At 70.9% G+C, this 17,867-nt stretch carries 17 protein-coding genes; 1 reads left to right on the forward strand and 16 read right to left on the reverse strand.

The features are described 5' to 3' along the window. The first annotated feature begins 295 nt into the window (after positions 1-295). Positions 296-1,093, forward strand: a complete 798-nt coding sequence (locus C1N81_RS12720) for a tyrosine-protein phosphatase (protein WP_394428904.1) — start codon at positions 296-298, stop codon at positions 1,091-1,093. Between the two features lie 30 nt (positions 1,094-1,123). On the opposite strand, the gene C1N81_RS12725 is transcribed toward C1N81_RS12720, so the two are convergent. The 16 genes from C1N81_RS12725 to C1N81_RS12800 all read right to left on the reverse strand — a co-directional run bounded on the left by C1N81_RS12725 (position 1,124) and on the right by C1N81_RS12800 (position 17,865). After that, positions 1,124-1,255 (reverse strand): DUF6126 family protein, encoded by a 132-nt coding sequence (locus tag C1N81_RS12725; protein WP_394428905.1) that lies wholly within the window; start codon positions 1,253-1,255, stop codon positions 1,124-1,126. 1 nt (position 1,256) lies between these two features. After that, entirely contained in the window at positions 1,257-1,883 is a 627-nt protein-coding gene (locus C1N81_RS12730) for a helix-turn-helix domain-containing protein (RefSeq protein ID WP_394428906.1), read from the reverse strand. Positions 1,884-1,961: 78 nt separating this feature from the next. Further along, positions 1,962-3,347 (reverse strand): aspartate aminotransferase family protein, encoded by a 1,386-nt coding sequence (locus tag C1N81_RS12735; protein ID WP_394428907.1) that lies wholly within the window; start codon positions 3,345-3,347, stop codon positions 1,962-1,964. After that, positions 3,344-5,257 (reverse strand): 1-deoxy-D-xylulose-5-phosphate synthase, encoded by a 1,914-nt coding sequence (dxs, locus tag C1N81_RS12740; protein ID WP_394428908.1) that lies wholly within the window; start codon positions 5,255-5,257, stop codon positions 3,344-3,346. The genes C1N81_RS12735 and dxs overlap by 4 nt, the downstream gene beginning before the upstream one ends. A 34-nt stretch (positions 5,258-5,291) precedes the next feature. After that, positions 5,292-6,458 (reverse strand): flavodoxin-dependent (E)-4-hydroxy-3-methylbut-2-enyl-diphosphate synthase, encoded by a 1,167-nt coding sequence (gene ispG / locus C1N81_RS12745; protein ID WP_394428909.1) that lies wholly within the window; start codon positions 6,456-6,458, stop codon positions 5,292-5,294. Positions 6,459-6,465: 7 nt separating this feature from the next. Beyond that, positions 6,466-7,488 (reverse strand): adenosyl-hopene transferase HpnH, encoded by a 1,023-nt coding sequence (gene hpnH / locus C1N81_RS12750; protein WP_394428910.1) that lies wholly within the window; start codon positions 7,486-7,488, stop codon positions 6,466-6,468. Positions 7,489-7,493: 5 nt separating this feature from the next. Next, positions 7,494-8,144: a phosphorylase family protein gene (locus C1N81_RS12755; protein WP_394428911.1), complete on the reverse strand. Its 651-nt coding sequence runs from the start codon at positions 8,142-8,144 to the stop codon at positions 7,494-7,496. Then, positions 8,141-10,153 carry a squalene--hopene cyclase gene (gene shc, locus C1N81_RS12760; RefSeq protein WP_394428912.1) on the reverse strand — a complete coding sequence of 671 codons (2,013 nt, stop codon included), beginning with the start codon at positions 10,151-10,153 and terminating at the stop codon, positions 8,141-8,143. The genes C1N81_RS12755 and shc overlap by 4 nt, the downstream gene beginning before the upstream one ends. A gap of 102 nt (positions 10,154-10,255) precedes the next feature. Continuing rightward, on the reverse strand, positions 10,256-11,314 hold the full coding sequence (locus C1N81_RS12765) for a polyprenyl synthetase family protein (protein WP_394437903.1): 1,059 nt from the start codon (positions 11,312-11,314) through the stop codon (positions 10,256-10,258). 77 nt (positions 11,315-11,391) lie between these two features. Then, entirely contained in the window at positions 11,392-12,825 is a 1,434-nt protein-coding gene (gene hpnE, locus C1N81_RS12770) for a hydroxysqualene dehydroxylase HpnE (protein WP_394428913.1), read from the reverse strand. Beyond that, positions 12,822-12,992, reverse strand: coding sequence for a DUF6380 family protein (locus tag C1N81_RS12775; protein ID WP_394428914.1), 171 nt, complete (start codon positions 12,990-12,992; stop codon positions 12,822-12,824). Before C1N81_RS12775 ends, hpnE begins: the two co-directional genes overlap by 4 nt. Then, positions 12,992-13,942 carry a presqualene diphosphate synthase HpnD gene (hpnD, locus tag C1N81_RS12780; RefSeq protein ID WP_394428915.1) on the reverse strand — a complete coding sequence of 317 codons (951 nt, stop codon included), beginning with the start codon at positions 13,940-13,942 and terminating at the stop codon, positions 12,992-12,994. The genes C1N81_RS12775 and hpnD overlap by 1 nt, the downstream gene beginning before the upstream one ends. Then, positions 13,939-14,850 carry a squalene synthase HpnC gene (gene hpnC, locus C1N81_RS12785; RefSeq protein ID WP_394428916.1) on the reverse strand — a complete coding sequence of 304 codons (912 nt, stop codon included), beginning with the start codon at positions 14,848-14,850 and terminating at the stop codon, positions 13,939-13,941. The genes hpnD and hpnC overlap by 4 nt, the downstream gene beginning before the upstream one ends. A gap of 362 nt (positions 14,851-15,212) precedes the next feature. Then, a complete protein-coding gene (locus tag C1N81_RS12790; protein ID WP_394428917.1) occupies positions 15,213-15,998 on the reverse strand; it encodes an ABC transporter ATP-binding protein in 786 nt (261 codons plus the stop codon). Continuing rightward, complete coding sequence (locus tag C1N81_RS12795) at positions 15,991-16,926, reverse strand: ABC transporter permease (protein ID WP_394428918.1); 936 nt, start codon at positions 16,924-16,926, stop codon at positions 15,991-15,993. The genes C1N81_RS12790 and C1N81_RS12795 overlap by 8 nt, the downstream gene beginning before the upstream one ends. 93 nt (positions 16,927-17,019) lie before the next feature. After that, positions 17,020-17,865 carry a glycosyltransferase family 2 protein gene (locus C1N81_RS12800; protein WP_394437906.1) on the reverse strand — a complete coding sequence of 282 codons (846 nt, stop codon included), beginning with the start codon at positions 17,863-17,865 and terminating at the stop codon, positions 17,020-17,022. Between the last annotated feature and the right edge of the window lie 2 nt (positions 17,866-17,867).

Genomic DNA, 17,867 nt, shown 5'->3' on the forward strand with positions numbered 1-17,867 from the left:
TGGTGACCGTAATGCAGTGGCAAAGGCGGCGACAAACAGCGAATTCACCGAAGGGCCCGCTTTCTTGATCGTCCGGGGGCTTTGCGTGTCACCCAGCGTCAATGGCCGACCTTTTCCGCCGTTGCGCCGCTTGGGAATTCCGGAGAATGCAAAGCCGGGTGATCGCCACGGACGGTCACGGTTATGAGGCTGCTCACCCTCCCGGCCAGGGGGCCCCGCGAAGGGCGTGTCGTATCGTCGGACGCGCGCCCGCTGACACGAGCAACGCGGGCGATCCGACCCGGGAGGAGCCCCCGTGACGCAGCACGCCCCGTCCACCGAGCCCGAGCTGACCGGAGTGCGCAACTTCCGTGACGTGGGCGGCCTTCCGACCGTGGACGGGCGGCGCGTACGCCCGGGCGTGCTCTACCGCAGCGGCCACCTCGCACATGCCACCGCCGAGGACGCCGCGTTCCTCGCCGGGCTCGGCCTGCACACGGTCTTCGACTTCCGCAACGCCGCGGACCAGCGCCTCGACGGCGCCGACGTGGAACTGCCCGGCGTGCGCAATGTGAACCTGCCGCTGACCGACCCGGCGGACGGCGCGGAGTTCTGGCGGATGGTGCGCGACGGGGACATAGAGCAGCTGCGCTCCCTCCTCTCCGAGGGCCGCGCGGCGAACCGCATGATCACGTCGTACCGGGCGATCATCTCCGAGCGCACCGCCGAGCACAGCCGCGTCCTGCACGCGCTCGCCGAGGACAGCGTGCCCGCACTCATGCACTGCGCGGCGGGCAAGGACCGGGCGGGCCTGTCGATCGCGGTGACGCTGCTCGCCGTCGGCGTGGAGCGGGACGCCATCGAGGCGGACTACCTGGAGTCGAACGCGAAGCACCGCCGCTACAAGGTGCGGCGCAGCGGCACCACCGCCGACACCTACTCCCCCGAGGTCATGGAGCTGCTCAGCCCGCTCTTCGACGCCCGCGCGGACTATCTGCGCGCGGCGTTCGAGACCATCGAGGAGACCTGGGGCACCACGGACCGCTACTTCGAGGAAGGGCTCGGGTTCGCCGCGGCCGACCGCGACCGGCTGCGCGAGCGCCTCCTCGACTGAGAGCCCGTCTCCGGGACCGGGCGGCGGCCCCTACTGGTTCGCGCCCAGCGTGAACAGCATGTAGATGAAGGCGGCCAGGGCGTGCCCGGCGAAGACGTAGACGAGGACCCGCACCCAGATGCCGCGGGGCAGCTTGTCCTCGATGTTCCGGTTCTCACTCATGTCAGACCTCTCGGGTCGGGCCGGCCGCCGGGCCGAGGCACAGCGCGGCGGTGGGGCTCTGCAACAGGGTGTGGACGAAGAGCAGCTCGGCCCCGCCCCGGTCCGCGGCGGCGATCCGGTGCGGGGTGAGCGAGTCGAAGTGGGCGCTGTCGCCGGGTTCGAGCCGGTAGGACGTGTCGCCGAGGCGCAGCTGGATCCGGCCTTCGAGGGCGTAGAGCCACTCCTCGCCGGGGTGGACGCGGACGATGTCGCCCTGCGATCCGTAGGGCACGTGGACCCGCAGGGCCTGCATGCCGCGGCCCGGGGAGCCGGCCTGGAAGTAGGTCCAGCCGCCGGCCTCGGTCGCCTCCATGGCGTCGGCGCGGACGACGGCGTCGCGGTCGGCCGGGGTCTCGCCGAGGAGTTCGGAGACCGTCGTACCGTAGATACGGGCGAGCGCGAGCAGCATCGGCAGTGATGGCTGACGCTGCCCCGTCTCCAGGCGGGACAGATGGGCCGGTGAGAGCCCGGCCGAGCGGGCGGCGGCCTCCAGGGTGAGGGAGGCGCGGCGGCGCAGGGCGCGCAGCTGGGGCGCTACGGCGGGCAGCTCGGCGGGGGCCGGAGCCTCCTCCGGCAGGGCAGGGCTCATATCCTTGATTACGCCAGAGCCCTGCCCGAGAGGCAAATTTATTGCCTCAGAGACAAACCGCGAGGACGAACCGCAGGGTCACCGGTTGGCGACCGCCTGCTTGATCAGCGTCCGGCCGAAGTCCCACATCAGCCCGCCGCCGCTGTGCGCGTCGTCCATCACGGCCGTGAACGCCTCGACGAAGCGGTCGACGTCGGCCTCGTCGATCACCAGCGGCGGGATCAGCTTGATGACCTCCAGGTGGTCGCCGGAGACCTGCGTGAGGATGCGGTGCTTCTGGAGCAGCGGCACGACGACCATCTGCGCGAACAGGCCCTTGCGGGCGGCCTGGAGCATGGCCCAGCGGCTGCGCAGCTTGAGCGACTTGGGCCGCCCGAACTCGATGCCGATCATGAGGCCGCGCCCGCGGACGTCGCTCAGCAGCTCGTACCGGTCGATCAGCGCGGTGAGGCGCGAGGCGAGCAGTTCGCCCATCACGCGCGCGTGGGCGACCGTCTCCTCGTCCTCCATGACGGAGAGGACGGCGAGCCCGGCGGCCATGGCCTGCGCGTTGGCGCCGAAGCTCGCCGAGTGGACGAGGACGCGGTCCATGGACGAGTAGACCTTCTTGAAGATCCAGTCCTTGCCGATGGTCGCGCCGACGGGCACGTAGCCGCCGGAGAGCGCCTTGGCCACGCAGACGAGGTCGGGTTCGACGCCGTCCTCGTGCTGGTAGGCGTAGAAGTCGCCGGTGCGGCCGAGCCCCGTCTGCACCTCGTCGGCGATGAGCAGTGCCTTGTGCTTGTGGAGCAGCTCCTGCGCGGCGCGCAGATAGCCGGGCGGCGCCTCGTGCACGCCCTTGCCCTGGATCGGCTCGACGATGAGCCCGGCGACGTCGCCCTTCCTCAGCTCTTTGGCCAGCGCGTCGAGATCGCCGAGGGGTACGGCCGTGTCGGGCAGCAGCGGGGCGAATCCGTCGCGGAAGCCGTCCTCGCCGTTGACCGAGAGCGAGCCCGTGGTCAGGCCGTGGAAGGCGTGCGCGCAGTACAGGACGCGGGGCTTGCCGGTGGCGTAGCGGGCGAACTTGAGCGCGGTCTCGACCGCCTCGGTGCCGCTGTTGCCGAAGAAGACGCGGTCCAGGTGCGGGCTGTGGGTGAGCAGCTTCTCGGCGAGCAGGCCGGGCAGCGGCTGGCAGTCGAAGCGGGTGAGGTCGGCGAGCGAGGCGTCGAGGACGTCGTGCAGCGCCTTGCGCACGACCGGGTGGTGGCGGCCGAGGCCCATGACGCCGAACCCGGCGAGCATGTCCAGGTAGTCGTTGCCGTCCGCGTCCCAGAAGTGCGCGCCCTCGGCCCGCTCGTAGACCTTGTCGAAGCCGATGGTGTGGAGCATCTTCGGCAGCTGGTGGTTGAGGTGCCTGGTGTGCAGCTCGTACCGTTCGCCGCCGCGCTCGGCGAGGAGCTTGCCGAGGTCGAACTCCTTGGTCATACGTGGTTCTCCTTGCCGACCTTCTCGGACGCGCCGATGTCTTTGCTGGCTTTCAGGCTCGTACTGATCCGCCCGGCGATCTCCACGGGCGTCAGGCCGATGTCGGCGAGCACCTCGCCCCGTTTCGCGTGGCCCAGGAACTGCTCGGGTATGCCGAACCTCCGTACGGGCACGTCGATGTCGGCGTCGCCGAGCGCGAGCGCGACGGCCGAACCGACGCCCGCCGCGCGGGAGTTGTCCTCGACGACGGCGACGAGGTCGTGCGCGGCGGCGAGCGGCGCGAGGTCCGGGTCGACGGGTTTGACCCAGCGCGGGTCGACGACGGTGCAGGGGATGCCGCGCGCTTCGAGGAGTTCGGCGGCGCGGAGGCAGACCGGGGCCATGACGCCGACGGAGACGAGCAGTACGCGCGCGTGCTCGGCCCGGTGCAGGACGTCGATGCCGCCGAACCGGTCGGCGGCCGGGATCGGCGCGCCGACGGACTCCTTGGGGAAGCGCAGCAGGGTCGGGGCGTCGTCGACGGCGACCGCTTCGCGCAGTTGCGCGCGGAGCTGGTCGGCGTCGCGCGGCGCGGCGATCCGCAGCCCGGGGACGACCTGGAGCACGGACATATCCCACATGCCGTTGTGCGAGGCGCCGTCGACGCCGGTCACGCCGGCCCGGTCGAGGACGAAGGTGACGCCGCAGCGGTGCAGGGCGACGTCCATGAGGAGCTGGTCGAAGGCGCGGTTGAGGAAGGTCGCGTAGACGGCGACCACCGGGTGCAGGCCGCCGGTCGCGAGCCCGGCGGCGGAGACGGCGGCGTGCTGTTCGGCGATCCCGACGTCCCAGACGCGGCCGGGGAACTCCTCCGCGAACTTCGTCAGGCCCACCGGGTGCAGCATGGCGGCGGTGATCGCGACGACGTCCTCGCGCTCCCTGCCGATCTTCGCGATCTCCTCGCCGAAGACCGAGGTCCACGACGGGCCGTTGGACGGGGCGAGCGGTTCGCAGGTCAGGGGGTCCATGACGCCGACGGTGTGGAAGCGGTCGGCCTCGTCGGCGAGCGCGGGCTCGTAACCGCGCCCCTTCTCGGTCAGGCAGTGCACGAGGACAGGCCCGTGGAAGCGCTTGGCACGGCGCAGCGCGGACTCCATCGCCCCCACGTCGTGCCCGTCGATCGGCCCCACGTACTTCAGGCCGAGGTCCTCGAACATGCCCTGCGGCGCGAACGCGTCCTTGAACCCCTTCTTCGCGCCGTGCAGCGACTCGTACACCGTGGGCCCGACCACCGGGGTGCGCAGGAGGACGTCCTTGCCCCAGGCCAGGACCTTCTCGTAGCCGTCGGTGGTGCGCAGGGTGGCCAGGTGGTTGGCGAGGCCGCCGATCGTGGGCGCGTAGGAGCGTTCGTTGTCGTTGACGACGATGATCAGCGGGCGGTCCTTGGCGGCCGCGATGTTGTTCAGCGCCTCCCAGGCCATGCCGCCGGTGAGGGCGCCGTCGCCGATGACGGCGACGACGTGGCCGCGCTCCCCCTGCACCTGGCGCGCCTTGGCCAGGCCGTCGGCCCAGCCGAGCGCGGTGGAGGCGTGACTGTTCTCGACGATGTCGTGCTCGGACTCCTCGCGCGAGGGATAGCCGGAGAGGCCGCCCTTTCCGCGCAGCTTGGAGAAGTCCTGGCGGCCTGTCAGGAGTTTGTGCACGTAGCTCTGGTGGCCGGTGTCCCAGACCAGCTTGTCGACGGGCGACTCGAAGACCCGGTGCAGGGCGATGGTCAGCTCCACCACGCCCAGGTTGGGTCCGAGGTGGCCGCCGGTCCTGGCGACCGCGTGGACCAGGAACTCCCTGATCTCCGTCGCCAGTTCGCCGAGCTCCTCCTCGCTCAGCGCCTTCAGGTCGCGCGGCCCCCGGATGGTTTCCAGAATCGTCACGTTCGAGCCCCCTTCCCGTTCCGAATGCACGGATTCAGCTCACGGTGACGCCGGGCGTACCCGACGCGACGCCGTCCCGCTCCATCTGCTCGGCGATCTTCATCGCCTCTTCGATCAGCGTCTCCACGATCTTCGACTCGGGCACGACCTTGACGACCTCGCCCTTGACGAAGATCTGCCCCTTGCCGTTGCCGGAGGCGACGCCGAGATCCGCCTCGCGGGCCTCCCCGGGGCCGTTCACCACGCACCCCATGACGGCGACGCGCAGCGGCACCTCCATGCCGTCGAGCCCTGCGGTGACCTCGTCGGCCAGCTTGTACACGTCGACCTGCGCCCGTCCGCACGACGGGCAGGAGACGATCTCCAGGCGCCGCTGCCGCAGGCCGAGCGATTCCAGGATCTGGATGCCGACCTTCACCTCCTCGGCGGGCGGCGCGGACAGCGAGACGCGGATGGTGTCACCGATGCCCTCGGAGAGCAACGCCCCGAACGCGACAGCCGACTTGATCGTGCCCTGGAACGCCGGGCCCGCCTCCGTCACACCGAGGTGCAGCGGGTAGTCGCAGGCGGCGGCGAGCTGCCGGTAGGCGTTGACCATGACCACGGGGTCGTTGTGCTTCACCGAGATCTTGATGTCGCCGAAGCCGTGCTCCTCGAAGAGGGACGCCTCCCACAGCGCCGACTCCACGAGCGCCTCCGGGGTCGCCCTGCCGTACTTCGTGAGGAGCCGCGCGTCGAGCGAGCCCGCGTTGACCCCGATCCGGATCGGCGTGCCCGCGTCGGAGGCGGCCCGCGCGATCTGCTTGACCTGGTCGTCGAACTTCTTGATGTTGCCGGGGTTCACGCGCACCGCCGCGCACCCCGCGTCGATGGCCGCGAACACGTACTTCGGCTGGAAGTGGATGTCCGCGATCACGGGGATCTGCGACTTCCGCGCGATCGTCGCGAGCGCGTCCGCGTCGTCCTGCGTGGGGCACGCGACCCGCACGATCTGACAGCCGGACGCGGTCAGCTCGGCGATCTGCTGGAGCGTGGCCCCGATGTCCGAGGTCCGCGTCGTCGTCATCGACTGCACGGACACCGGCGCGCCGCCTCCCACGGCCACCGGTCCGACCTGGATCCGGCGGCTCACGCGCCGCTCGGCCAGGGGCCGGACCGGTACCTCGGGGAGGCCCAGTGAGACAGGCTCTCCGGAACTCATGGCGTCGTCAGCCCCGGTTCCCTGCGACGGTCTCGGTCATCGCCCGCAGGGACTCCTTCAGGGAGCCCATGGTGGCGAGGACGGCCGTCGGCTCGTAGCCGCAGTGCGCCATGCAGTTGGCGCAGCGCGGGTCCTTGCCGCGCCCGTACGCCTCCCAGTCGGTCTTCTCGATCAGCTCCCGGTACGTCGGCACGTAGCCGTCGCTCATCAGGTAGCAGGGCTTCTGCCAGCCGAACAGGGAGTAGTTCGGGATCGCCCACGCCGTGCAGGGGAAGTCGACCTTGCCCTCCAGGAAGTCGAGGAACAGGGGCGAGTGGTTGAGCCGCCAGCGCCGCCGGTTGCCGCCCGCGAACGCCTTCTTGAACAGCTCGCGGGTCTGCGTGACGCCGAGGAAGTGCTCCTGGTCGGGGGCCTTCTCGTAGGCGTAGGCGGGCGAGATCATCATCTCGTCGACGGCGAGGTCGTCGTTGAGGTAGTTCATCACCTCGATGATGTTCTGCGGGGTGTCGTTGTTGAAGAAGGTCGAGTTCGTGGTGACCCGGAAGCCGCGCTTCTTGGCCTCCTTGATCGCCTCGACCGCCTCGTCGAAGACGCCTTCCTTGGCGACCGACTCGTCGTGGCGCTCGCGCATGCCGTCGATGTGCACGGTGAACGCGAAGAACGGCGACGGCGTGAACTTGTCCATCTTCTTGCGCAGCAGCATCGCGTTGGTGCACAGGAAGACGTACTTCTTCTTGGCCACCAGCTGGCGCACGATCTCGTCGATCTGCGGGTGCATCAGCGGCTCGCCGCCGGCGATGGACACCATCGGCGCACCGGACTCCAGGACGGCGCCCACGGCCTGGGCCACGGGCATGCGCTGTTTCAGCACACCCGCCGGGTGCTGGATCTTTCCGCACCCCTCGCACGCGAGGTTGCAGGCGTAGAGCGGCTCCAGTTCGACAATCAGCGGGAACTTGTCCCGCCTGCGGATCTTCTGTTCAGCGAGATACGTCGCAACCTTGATGGACTGGCGGAGCGGCATGGCCATCTGGCTCACCTCCGAGGGAGCAGCAAAGAACGGTGCCATTCGAAAAAAGCAGGAAGGACGGAACGAAGCACACGGAAGGCCGACAGACCACCGCGCAGCGTGCCGATCCGGACAAGTTCATGTTCTGGAGCGTCGACGACCACCCGGACGGCCGCAACCGGACGTCCGTCGCATCCGGTCGCCGCCGTGGCCGCGCGCAGCGTCGCCGCGGACTCCATGTCGACGGCGATCGCGCCGGTGGCGAGCAGGGCGCCCCGCTCGTGACCGCGGATCACGTGGTCGGAGCCGAGCAGCGGGCCGGTGTGCACCGTCCGCCCCGGCACCGCTTTGACCAGCTCTTTCACCAGGAGATCCGGGGCCACGCACAGGGTCCGCCCGTGCGCGTCGCGGGTCTCGTCGGCCACGACCAGGTCACCGGGGTGCATGCCGGGCGCGAGCCCGGCACAGAAGCCGGTGGCGACCACGGCGGCGTCGCGCAGCGCGTCGCCCTCCAGGGCGCGGGTCATGGACCGTTCGGCGGCCTTGGGGCCCATGCCGGTGCGGAGCAGGGTCATGGGCGTATCGGCCCCGCGGCGGCCGCCGGTGCGCAGGGCGACGCGCTCGATGCCGAGCGCGCAGGCGACGAGCAGCGGCGTTGCCCCGGTGTCCCTGGTCATCCGCTCCCCTTGACCGCGCCCGCGGTCCGGTCGGCGAACGGCTCACCGTGGACGTACCGGCCGAGCGCCGTCAGCGGGAAGACGTGCCGGTACAGGTGGTAGTTGATCGAGAAGTCCCAGGGGAAGCCGGTGCCGGTGAAGTGCGGCTCGTCCCAGGTGCCGTCCTCGGTCTGGGTGGAGGTGAGGAAGGCGACGCCCCGCTCGACGGCCCTGGAGTCCCGCTCCCCCGCCGCGAGCAGCGCGAGGAGCGCCCAGGCGGTCTGCGAGGCGGTGGAGGTGCCGCGGCCCTTCCAGTCCTCGTAGCGGTAGGAGCGCAGGTCCTCGCCCCAGCCGCCGTCGTCGTTCTGGACGGATTCCAGCCAGGTGACGGCGCGGCGGATCGCGGGGTGCGTGGTGGGCAGCCCGGCCGCGGTGAGCGCGGGGACCACCGACCCGGTGCCGTACACGTAGTTGACGCCCCAGCGGCCGAACCAGGCGCCGTTCGCCTCCTGTTCGGCGAGGAGCCAGTCGATGCCGCGCCGGGTGCGCGGGTCGTCGCTCTCGCCCTCGACGGCGAGCATCTCGACGACGTGCCCGGTGACGTCGGCCGACGGCGGATCGATGACCTCGCCGAAGTCGCAGAACGGGAGCCGGTTGGGGAACGGGCTGGTGTTGTCGACGTCGAAGGCGGCCCACGCCCCGTTCCTCGACTGCATCCCGACGCTCCAGCGCACACCGCGCCTGACGGCCTTCTCGACCCGCGCCTTGTCGGGGTGGTCCACCCGGCGCAGGGCGAGGACGACCTCGGCGGTGTCGTCGATGTCGGGGTAGTTGTCGTTCTCGAACTCGAACGCCCAGCCGCCCGACTCCAGATGGGGCCGGCGCACGGACCAGTCGCCGGGCCGGTCGATCTGCTCGTCCAGCATCCAGGTCGCGGCCTTGACGAGGCTCGGGTGGTCGGCGGGCAGCCCGGCGTCGGCGAGCGCGATGGTGGCGAGGCACGTGTCCCACACCGGGGACTGACACGCCTCGATCATGCGGGCCCCGTCCTCGCGCCACACGGCGAACCGGTCGAGGGAGGCCAACCCGGCCTTCAGCACCGGGTGTTCGAGGTCGTAGCCGAGCAGGTGCAGGGCGATCACGGAGTAGACGGCGGGCGGCTGGATCCCGCCCCAGCAGCCGTCGTTCTCCTGCCGCTCGATGATCCAGCGGGCCGCGGTGTTGATCGCGGACGTGCGCAGCCGCTTGAGGGCGACCTTGCGGTAGCCGTGCATGATCTTGTCGAGCCGCTGGAACGCGCCGTCCCAACTCGCCACCGGGGCAAGCCGCTTGGCGGGGTTCGGGTCGTCCGGGTCGGTGTGCAGCTCGTCGAGGGGGAACGGCGCGGGCCGCACCGGGCGCTTCGCGGACACGATGGTGAGCGGCACGATGGTCTGCCGCGCCCAGCATCCGAAGTCGTAGATGTTGAGCGGCATCCACTTCGGGAAGTAGATGAGCTCCGGCGGCAGTTCGGGGAGGTCGTCCCACTTCCACCAGCCGAACAGGGCGAGCCAGATCCGGGTGAAGACGCGGCTCGCGGCGATCCCCCCGCGCTCGCGGACCCACGCGGAGGCGCGCGCCATGTGCGGGGCGTCGGGGGCGTCCCCGGCGAGGCGCAGGGCCACGTACGCCTCGATGGTGGCGGAGAGGTCGCCGGGTCCGCCGTAGAAGGTGGCCCAGGTGCCGTCCTCGCGCTGCTCCCCACGGATGAAGAGGGCGGCGGCGTCGGTGGTGGCCTTGTCGCGGACCCCGATGAACTGGCGAAGCAGCAGGTCCTCGGCGTCCATCGTCACGTTGGTCTCGAGGTCGCCCTTCCACCAGCCCTGGGCGTCCTGCCGGGCGAGCAGGAAGTCCGTGGCGCGCTGTATGGCTCGGTCGGCGGCGTTTCGTGCCCCGGTCGCCTCGGGGGTGGTGTCGGTCAGGTGGGCAGTGGTGGCCGAGGTCGCTGCGGGAGCTACGGCTCCGGTGCTTCCGTCGGTCGTCGCTGTCATGGCTATCCCTTCGTGCAGTGGTTCTTCTCTGCTGGGTAACCGTCGGCCGATGCCCTGGAGGGACACCGGCCGGCGACGCGAGTCATATGCGGCCGATAATGATCATCTCTTTCGTACGACGACGAAGTCGGCGAGCGCCGCGAACTGGGCGCGCACCTGGTCGGGCATCTGGACGGTGTCCAGGGCTTCGAGGGCGACGGTGTGCTGGCGCCGCGCCTCCTCGGTGGTCCACTCGCGCCCGCCGGCCTCCTCGATGAGGGCGGCGCGGGCGGCGAACTCCGCCTCGGAGAAGGTGTCGAAGTCGCTGTTCTTGGCGTCGGCGGCGAGGAGTTCGCCGAGCCGCTCGGAGGCCGGGCCGCCCGCGGCGAGCGCGGCGACGACCGGCAGCGACTTCTTGCGCTGGCGCAGGTCGCTCCAGGTCTGCTTGCCGGTGGACTCCGGGTCGCCCCAGATGCCGAGCAGGTCGTCGACGGCCTGGAAGGCGAGGCCCAGGTGGTAGCCGTACTTCTCCAGGGCGTCGGCGTCCTTGTCGTTCGCGCCGCCGAGGACGGCGCCGATGGAGGAGGCGCAGGCGAGCAGGGCGCCCGTCTTGTTGCCCTCCATCTCCAGGCACTCCTCGACGGTGACGCGCTCGCGGTGCTCGTAGGAGATGTCCTGCGCCTGGCCGTCGATGAGGGCGCGGCTGGCGGTGGTGAGGCGGCGTGTGGCGCGGCCCGCGTCGACGGAGGCCAGCTCCAGGAGCACCTCGTTGGCCAGGGCGAACAGGGCGTCGCCGACCAGGATGGCCTGGGCGGGCCCGTGCACCTTCCACACGGTGTCGCGGTGGCGGCGCTGCTCGTCGCCGTCCATGAGGTCGTCGTGCAGCAGCGAGAAGTTGTGCACGAGCTCGACGGCCACCGCGCCGGGCACGCCGACCTCGGGAGCGGCGCCCGCGGCCTGCGCGGAGAGCACGGCGAGCGCGGGGCGCACGGCCTTGCCGCCGTCACCGTCCGCGGGGTTGCCGGCCGCGTCGATCCAGCCGAAGTGGTAGGCGGCGACGGTGTCCATGGGCGGCGCGAGGCGGCCCACGGCCTTCTTGAGCACCGGACCGGCCAGGGTGCGGCCGCGCTCCAGAAGGGCGGTCACGTCCACCGCGTCGGCAGCCGTATTGGCCGAGGGCACAGGTGGCACAGTTTCTCCTTGGTTAACCGATGTCGGCGTTGTCGCCGGGGCAGGTGCTGCCGGGGCGGGGTCGATGCTCACGCCGCCTCCCGGAACAGATGGCCGCGGGGGCGGTCCAGCGCGGCGAGGGCCGCGTCGGCGGCGCCGGCTCCGCTGCGGACGGCGCCCTCCATGGTCGCGGGCCACCCGGTGGCGGTCCACGCGCCGGCCAGGTAGAGGCCGGGGGCATTGGTGCGGGCCGGGGGCCGCAGGGCGCCGACGCCGGGGGTCGGCGCGAAGGTGGCCGTCCGCTCCCGGGTGACGAAGAAGTCGTGCACCTTGGCGCCGCGCGCGGCGGGCAGCAGCCGCTCCAGCTCGGGCAGGTAACGCTCGCGCAGCACGGCGACGGGCTCGTCGATGTCGTCCTGCGCGGCCGACTGGGAGACGGCCAGATACTGCCCCTCGGTCACCCCGGAGGCGTCCGTGCGGTCGAAGACCCACTGGACCGGGGAGCCGAGCGCGGTGAAGAAGGGCTGTTTGAGGACCTTGCGGTCGTAGACGACGTGCAGGTTGAGGATGGGCGCGGTGCCGATCTTCAACAGCCGTCCGGCGTCGTCGAGCGCGCCCTCGGGCAGCAGGTCATGCGCCTCGCGCTGCGGTACGGCGAGTACGACGGTGTCGGCGGTGAGAGTCTGGCCGGATCCGTCCGGTCCTTCGGGAACCTCCACGCGCCAACGGCCGTTCTCCGTACGGGAGATGGAGGTGGCGCGTGTACGGAGTGCGGTACGGACTCCCGCGGAGTCGAGCGCCTTGCGGGCCAGGGTGTCGTGGAGTTCCCCGAGGGGCACGCGGGCCCAGCCGATGTCGGCGGCGCCCGGATCGGAGAGCAGCCCGGTCTTGAACACCATCGCGGCCAGGCCGAGGGAGGACTCCCCCGCGACCGCGTTCAGGGTGGCCACCCCGATGAGGTCCCACAGCGCCTCGATCGCGCGCGGCGACTGACCGTGCCGGGCCAGCCAGGAGCCGAAGTCCTGCTCGTCGAGCGCGGGGTCGGCGGGGTCCAGGCTCTTGAGGGCGAGGGCCGCGCGGCCGACACTCGCGCGCTCGGCCAGGGACAGGTGCGGGTACAGCGCGAGGCTCCTGGCCAGGTGGAGCGGTACGGGCAGCGCGGTGCGGCGCAGGCGGCCGAGCCGGTTCGTTTCGGCGTCGAGCACCGGCACGTCGAGACGTTCCTGCAGGGGCGCGAGTGACGTGGCGGAGATGCGGTCGAGGAACCAGCGGTAGGCGGTGCAGCAGCGCAGGTACACGTGCTGGCCGTTGTCGACGGTGAGGTCGCCGCGCTTGAAGGAGAAGGCGAGGCCGCCGAGGCGGGGCCGCCCTTCGAGGAGCGTGACGTCCATGCCGCCGTCGGCGAGCGAGAGCGCGGCGGTGACCCCTGCGAGCCCGCCGCCGATCACCACCGCGGCGGGCCCGCGTCGGGGCCCGGCCGGGTCCGCGTCGCGCGCTTCCGGTGCCGTGTCGGCGCTGCTCATGCGCGCTCTCCCTCGATGCTGTCGATGGTGCGTACGGCCAGGGTGCGGCGGGGGTCGACGGGTGTGGCGAACGCCGGGCAGGCCGTTGCATGCAGGGACGCCGCGCCGTGGTGGAGGGTTGCCCGCCACTTGGCCGCGGAGCCGACGAAGGACACCGCAATGCCCATCAGACGCGCCTCCTGGACGAGGCGCGGGAGACGGTGCGCGCGTCGAGCCCCGACAGGCCGCGCACGGCGACGTACGCCTTCTCGTGCCCGGGCAGGGAGACGCGGCCGCGAAGGACGGCCTCGGGTTCCCGCTCGATGCGGTCGAGCAGGCGCCGGTAGATCCCGGCCATGGCGGCGACGCAGGCCCCGGAGCGCCGGTCGAGCATCGGCAGGAGCCGGTACCCCTCGGCGAAGAGCGCGCGGGCCCGGCGGACCTCGAAGTGCACGAGCCCGGTGAAGTCCGAACCGGCGGGCGGCAGCGGCCCGTTGAACCCGGCGGAGCAGCCGAACTTGGCCAGGTCCTCCGCGGGCAGGTAGGTGCGGCCGTCGGCGGCGTCCTCGCGCAGGTCCCGGAGGATGTTGGTCAGCTGGAGCGCGAGCCCGAGCGTGTCGGCGTACTCGGGCGCCCGGTCGGCCTCGCGCGCCCCGGGTTCGGTGCCGAAGACGCCGAGGGAGACCCGGCCGATGGCGCCGGCGACGCACCGGCAGTACACCTTCAGGTCGTCCCAGGTCTCGTAGGTCTCGCCGCGCAGGTCCATCAGGACGCCGTCGATCAGCTCGTCGAGCCCGCCGAGCGGGATCGGGAAGCGCTGCGCGGCGTGCGCGAGCGCGACGGCCACCGGATCGGTGTCGTCCTCCTCGACCTTGCCGTCACGGACCCGGCCGAGCAGCGTCCGGGTCTCCTCCAGGCGCAACGCCTTGACGTCGGGCGCGAGCGCGCCGTCGCCGATGTCGTCGACGCGGCGCGAGAACGCGTACACCGCCGACATGGCGCGCCGCTTGGCGGCCGGGAGCAGCCGGATGCCATAGGCGAAGTTGCGGGCCTGCTGCCCTGTGACGGTCTCGCAGTAGCTGTATGCGGCGAGCACCGGTGCCGACACGTGCTGGTCAGACTCCACGGCTTTGCTCACCCCTCTCCTCGCAGAGTCGCTCCCACCTCGCGCAGCAGCTGGAGCTTGGTGGGCTTGGGCGGTCCGGTTAGGACGTCGTACGAAACGGCGGTGATCGCGTGGACCGCCGCCTTCCCCCCACCCACGAACCCGGCCAGCAGCAGCTTCAGTCTGCCGTGGACGCTACCCACCAGGGGGGTGCCTTCATTCAGGAGCCGGAGGGCGCGTTCCGCTTCGAACGCGACCAGCGCGCGCACCGATGCGCCCGTGGTCGCGGCGGCGAGATCCGACTCCTGGACGTGGAACTTTTTCATGTCTTCGGCGGGGAGGTAGATGCGGTCGCGCCCCAGGTCCTCGGCGACGTCCTGCAGATGTTCGACGATCTGCAGGCCGGTGCAGACCGCGTCCGAGCGGCGGATGCGCTCGGGGGTCGCGGTGCCGGTGAGGGCGAGGACGAGGCGGCCGACCGGGTTGGCCGACAGTTCGCAGTACGCGACCAGGTCGTCGTAGGTCTCGTACCGGCTGACGAGCTGGTCCTGGCGGTTGGCCTGGATGAGCCGGACGAACGGCTCGGGGGTGAGCGAGCGGCGCCGGACGGTGGGCTGGAGCGCGGCCAGGAGCGGGTGGCGGGGCGTCGCGTCGAAGACCCGGTGCAGGTCGGCCTCGAAGGCGTCGAGCATCTCCAGGCGGTCGTCCGCCCGTTCGGGTGACACGCCGAGCAGACGGGCGTCCGCGCCGCCCGGGGCGAGGTCGCCGTCGCCGATGTCGTCGACCAGGCGTGCGAATCCGTAGACCGCCATCAGGTCGTCGCGCCAGGCGCGCGGCAGGAAGAACGGGGCCACCGGGAAGTTCTCGTGGGCCGCCTTGTCGAGGGTGGCGCTCGCCGGGCTCTTCGGGGCCTCCGGGCGCACACGGGAGGGTGCGCTCACCGGGCGCGGTCCGTCTCCGGAACGACGGCGAAAGCCTCGTGGACCTGGAGAGTTTCCGTAGCCATTGCCGTCACGTCTCCCGTTCTACACTGCGGACCTAATACATCCTATTTCGGACACGCCGCCCAATAAGACCCGGTACAGCTTACGTTGTACAACGATGGCCGCCACGGCGGGGTGTTCCGCACCTCACAACAACACACCGATGGACGTCAAGATTCCTTGCAGCCAAGGAAGTTGACCGATCGTTGACCGAGATCGACGCCGTCATGACCAATTAATTGGTAGTTACAGACATATCAGAGGCCCCGCCCGGACGGATCCGGTGGGGCCTCCTATGACGCGGCCGGGAAGGCGGGCGGTTACCTGCCCGTGAACTTCTCGTACTCCTTCAGTACCTCCGCCGTCGGACCGTCCATACGCAGCTCTCCGCGCTCCAGCCAGAGGACCCGGTCGCAGGTGTCGCGGATGGACTTGTTGTTGTGGCTGACCAGGAAGACGGTGCCCGCGTGCTTGCGCAGCTCGCGGATGCGCGCCTCGGAGCGCTTCTGGAAGGAGCGGTCACCGGTGGCCAGGGCCTCGTCGATCATCAGGACGTCGTGGTCCTTGGCGGCGGCGATCGAGAAGCGCAGCCGGGCCGCCATGCCGGAGGAGTAGGTGCGCATCGGCAGGGTGATGAAGTCGCCCTTCTCGTTGATCCCCGAGAAGTCGACGATCGACTGGTAGCGCTCCTTGATCTCCTCGCGGGACATGCCCATCGCCAGGCCGCCGAGGATGACGTTGCGCTCGCCCGTCAGGTCGTTCATCAGGGCCGCGTTCACGCCGAGCAGCGAGGGCTGGCCGTCGGTGTAGACCTTGCCCTGCTCGGCGGGGAGCAGACCCGCGATGGCGCGCAGCAGCGTCGACTTGCCCGAGCCGTTGGAGCCGATGAGGCCGACGGCCTCGCCCCGGTAGGAGGTGAAGGAGACGCCGCGCACGGCGTGCACCTTGCGCACGCCCCGCTCGTCGCCGCGCTTGAGTATGCGGCTCAGCGCCGAGGTGGCGCTGCCCTTGCCGGTCCTGGTGCCGTTGACCCGGTACACGATGTGCAGGTCGTCCGCGATGACCGTGGGCACCCGGGCCCCGGTCGCCTTGTCGAGTTCAGCCACGGCCGTACCGCTCCTCCGACTTCCAGAAGTAGATGAAGCCCACGACCCCGATCACGACCGCCCAGCCGGCCGCGAAGGGCCACACGTGCGGGGGCAGGTACTCGGTCCCGTAGCCGTCGATCATGGCGAACCTGATCAGGTCCATGTAGAGCGAGGCGGGGTTCCACTGCAGGACGTCGGCGAGCCAGCCGGGCGCGTCCTTGTCCGCGAGCATCGCGGGGATGCTGAACATGACGCCGGAGGCGTACATCCAGGTCCGCATGACGAAGGGCATCAGCTGCGCCAGGTCGGGCGTCTTGCTGCCGGCCCTGGCGAAGATCAGCGCGAGGCCGGTGTTGAAGACGAACTGCAGGACAAGGGCGGGCAGCACGAGCAGCCAGGACAGGGACGGGTAGATCCCGAAGCCCACCATGACGAGGACGAGCACGATCATCGAGAAGAGCAGCTGCTGGAGCTGTTGCAGCGCGAACGAGATCGGCAGCGACGCCCGCGGGAAGTGCAGCGCCCGCACCAGGCCCAGGTTCCCGGAGATCGCCCGTACACCGGCCATGACCGAGCTCTGCGTGAAGGTGAAGACGAAGACGCCGGTCACTAGGAAGGGCACGTAGATGTCGTGCGGGATGCCCTTCCGGGCGCCGAGCAGCAGGCCGAAGATGAAGAAGTAGACCGCGGCGTTCAGGAGCGGCGTCGCCACCTGCCAGACCTGGCCGAGCTTGGCCTGGCTGTACTGGGCGGTGAGCTTCGCCTGGGAGAAGGCGATGATGAAGTGGCGCCTGCTCCACAGCTGTCGTACGTACTCGAACAGGCCGGGGCGGGCTCCGCTGACGGACAAGCCGTACTTGGCGGCGAGCTCGGCCGGGGAGAGCCCGTCGTCGGGCGACGGGGCCGCGGTCACCGCGACCGGCTCGTCATGCGTTGTCTCACTCACAAGGGGAACTTTCGTCTTCAAAAGCACAGCCTGGTCGGGCGGGGGGAAGAGCTGCGGCCCGCGTTGCGCCGCATGCTCTCAGACTCGAGCTTGTCAGATGACAGGTGGCCGGCCCAGTCGGGTCAGCCGCCACACCGTACGCCACTTCATGGGACGCCTGGGGCCGCAGGGCGACGTCCAGCCCTCCTTGAACCCGCCGAACCACGCCTTGAGGGCGGGGCCCGAGGGGCGGCGGACGAGGGTGAGGAGCAGCCACACGCCGAGGTACACGGGGACCAGGGGCGCGGGCAGGTTGCGGCGGGCGAGCCAGACGCGGTTGCGGGCCACCATGCGGTGGTAGACCGCGTGCCGGGAGGGCGCCGTGGTCGGGTGGTTCAGGACCATGTCGGCGCGGTAGTCGATCATCCAGCCCGCGTCGAGGGCCCGCCACGCGAGGTCGGTCTCCTCGTGGGCGTAGAAGAAGGACTCGGGCAGCGGGCCGACCTCCGCGATCACCCGCGTACGCACGGCGTTGGCACCGCCCAGGAACGTGGTCACCCGCGAGGAGCGCATCGGGTCGGCGGCGCGCAGCCTGGGCACGTGGCGGCGCTGGGTCTCGCCGGTGTCCGGGTCGGCGATGCGGAAGCTGATGATGCCGAGCTTCGGGTCGGCGGCGAACGCCTCGCGGCACAGCTCGGCCGTGTCGGTCAGCGGCAGGAGGCCGTCGTCGTCGAGGAAGAGCAGGATGTCGACGTCGGACCCGGAGGGGCCGAACGCCTCGATGCCGACGTTGCGCCCGCCCGGGATGCCGAGGTTCTCGGGCAGCTCCACGGTCCGTACGCCCGCGGGGACGTCCGGGACCGGTGAGCCGTTGCCGACCACGACCACCTCGACCGGGTCGCCGTCCTGCTTGGCGACCGAGTCGAGGAGGGCGCGCAGCTCGGCGGGGCGGTTGCCCATGG

The organism is Streptomyces sp. SGAir0957 (assembly GCF_043523415.1).

Excerpts from the sequence above, each read along its gene's own strand:
- C1N81_RS12725 (WP_394428905.1), bottom strand. The coding sequence starts at position 1,255 with ATGAGTGAGAACCGGAACATCGAGGACAAGCTGCCCCGCGGCATCTGG.
- C1N81_RS12730 (WP_394428906.1), bottom strand. The coding sequence starts at position 1,883 with ATGAGCCCTGCCCTGCCGGAGGAGGCTCCGGCCCCCGCCGAGCTGCCC.
- C1N81_RS12735 (WP_394428907.1), bottom strand. The coding sequence starts at position 3,347 with ATGACCAAGGAGTTCGACCTCGGCAAGCTCCTCGCCGAGCGCGGCGGC.
- ispG (WP_394428909.1), bottom strand. The coding sequence starts at position 6,458 with ATGAGTTCCGGAGAGCCTGTCTCACTGGGCCTCCCCGAGGTACCGGTC.
- hpnH (WP_394428910.1), bottom strand. The coding sequence starts at position 7,488 with ATGGCCATGCCGCTCCGCCAGTCCATCAAGGTTGCGACGTATCTCGCT.
- C1N81_RS12755 (WP_394428911.1), bottom strand. The coding sequence starts at position 8,144 with ATGACCAGGGACACCGGGGCAACGCCGCTGCTCGTCGCCTGCGCGCTC.
- shc (WP_394428912.1), bottom strand. The coding sequence starts at position 10,153 with ATGACAGCGACGACCGACGGAAGCACCGGAGCCGTAGCTCCCGCAGCG.
- hpnE (WP_394428913.1), bottom strand. The coding sequence starts at position 12,825 with ATGAGCAGCGCCGACACGGCACCGGAAGCGCGCGACGCGGACCCGGCC.
- C1N81_RS12775 (WP_394428914.1), bottom strand. The coding sequence starts at position 12,992 with ATGGGCATTGCGGTGTCCTTCGTCGGCTCCGCGGCCAAGTGGCGGGCA.
- C1N81_RS12800 (WP_394437906.1), bottom strand. The coding sequence starts at position 17,865 with ATGGGCAACCGCCCCGCCGAGCTGCGCGCCCTCCTCGACTCGGTCGCC.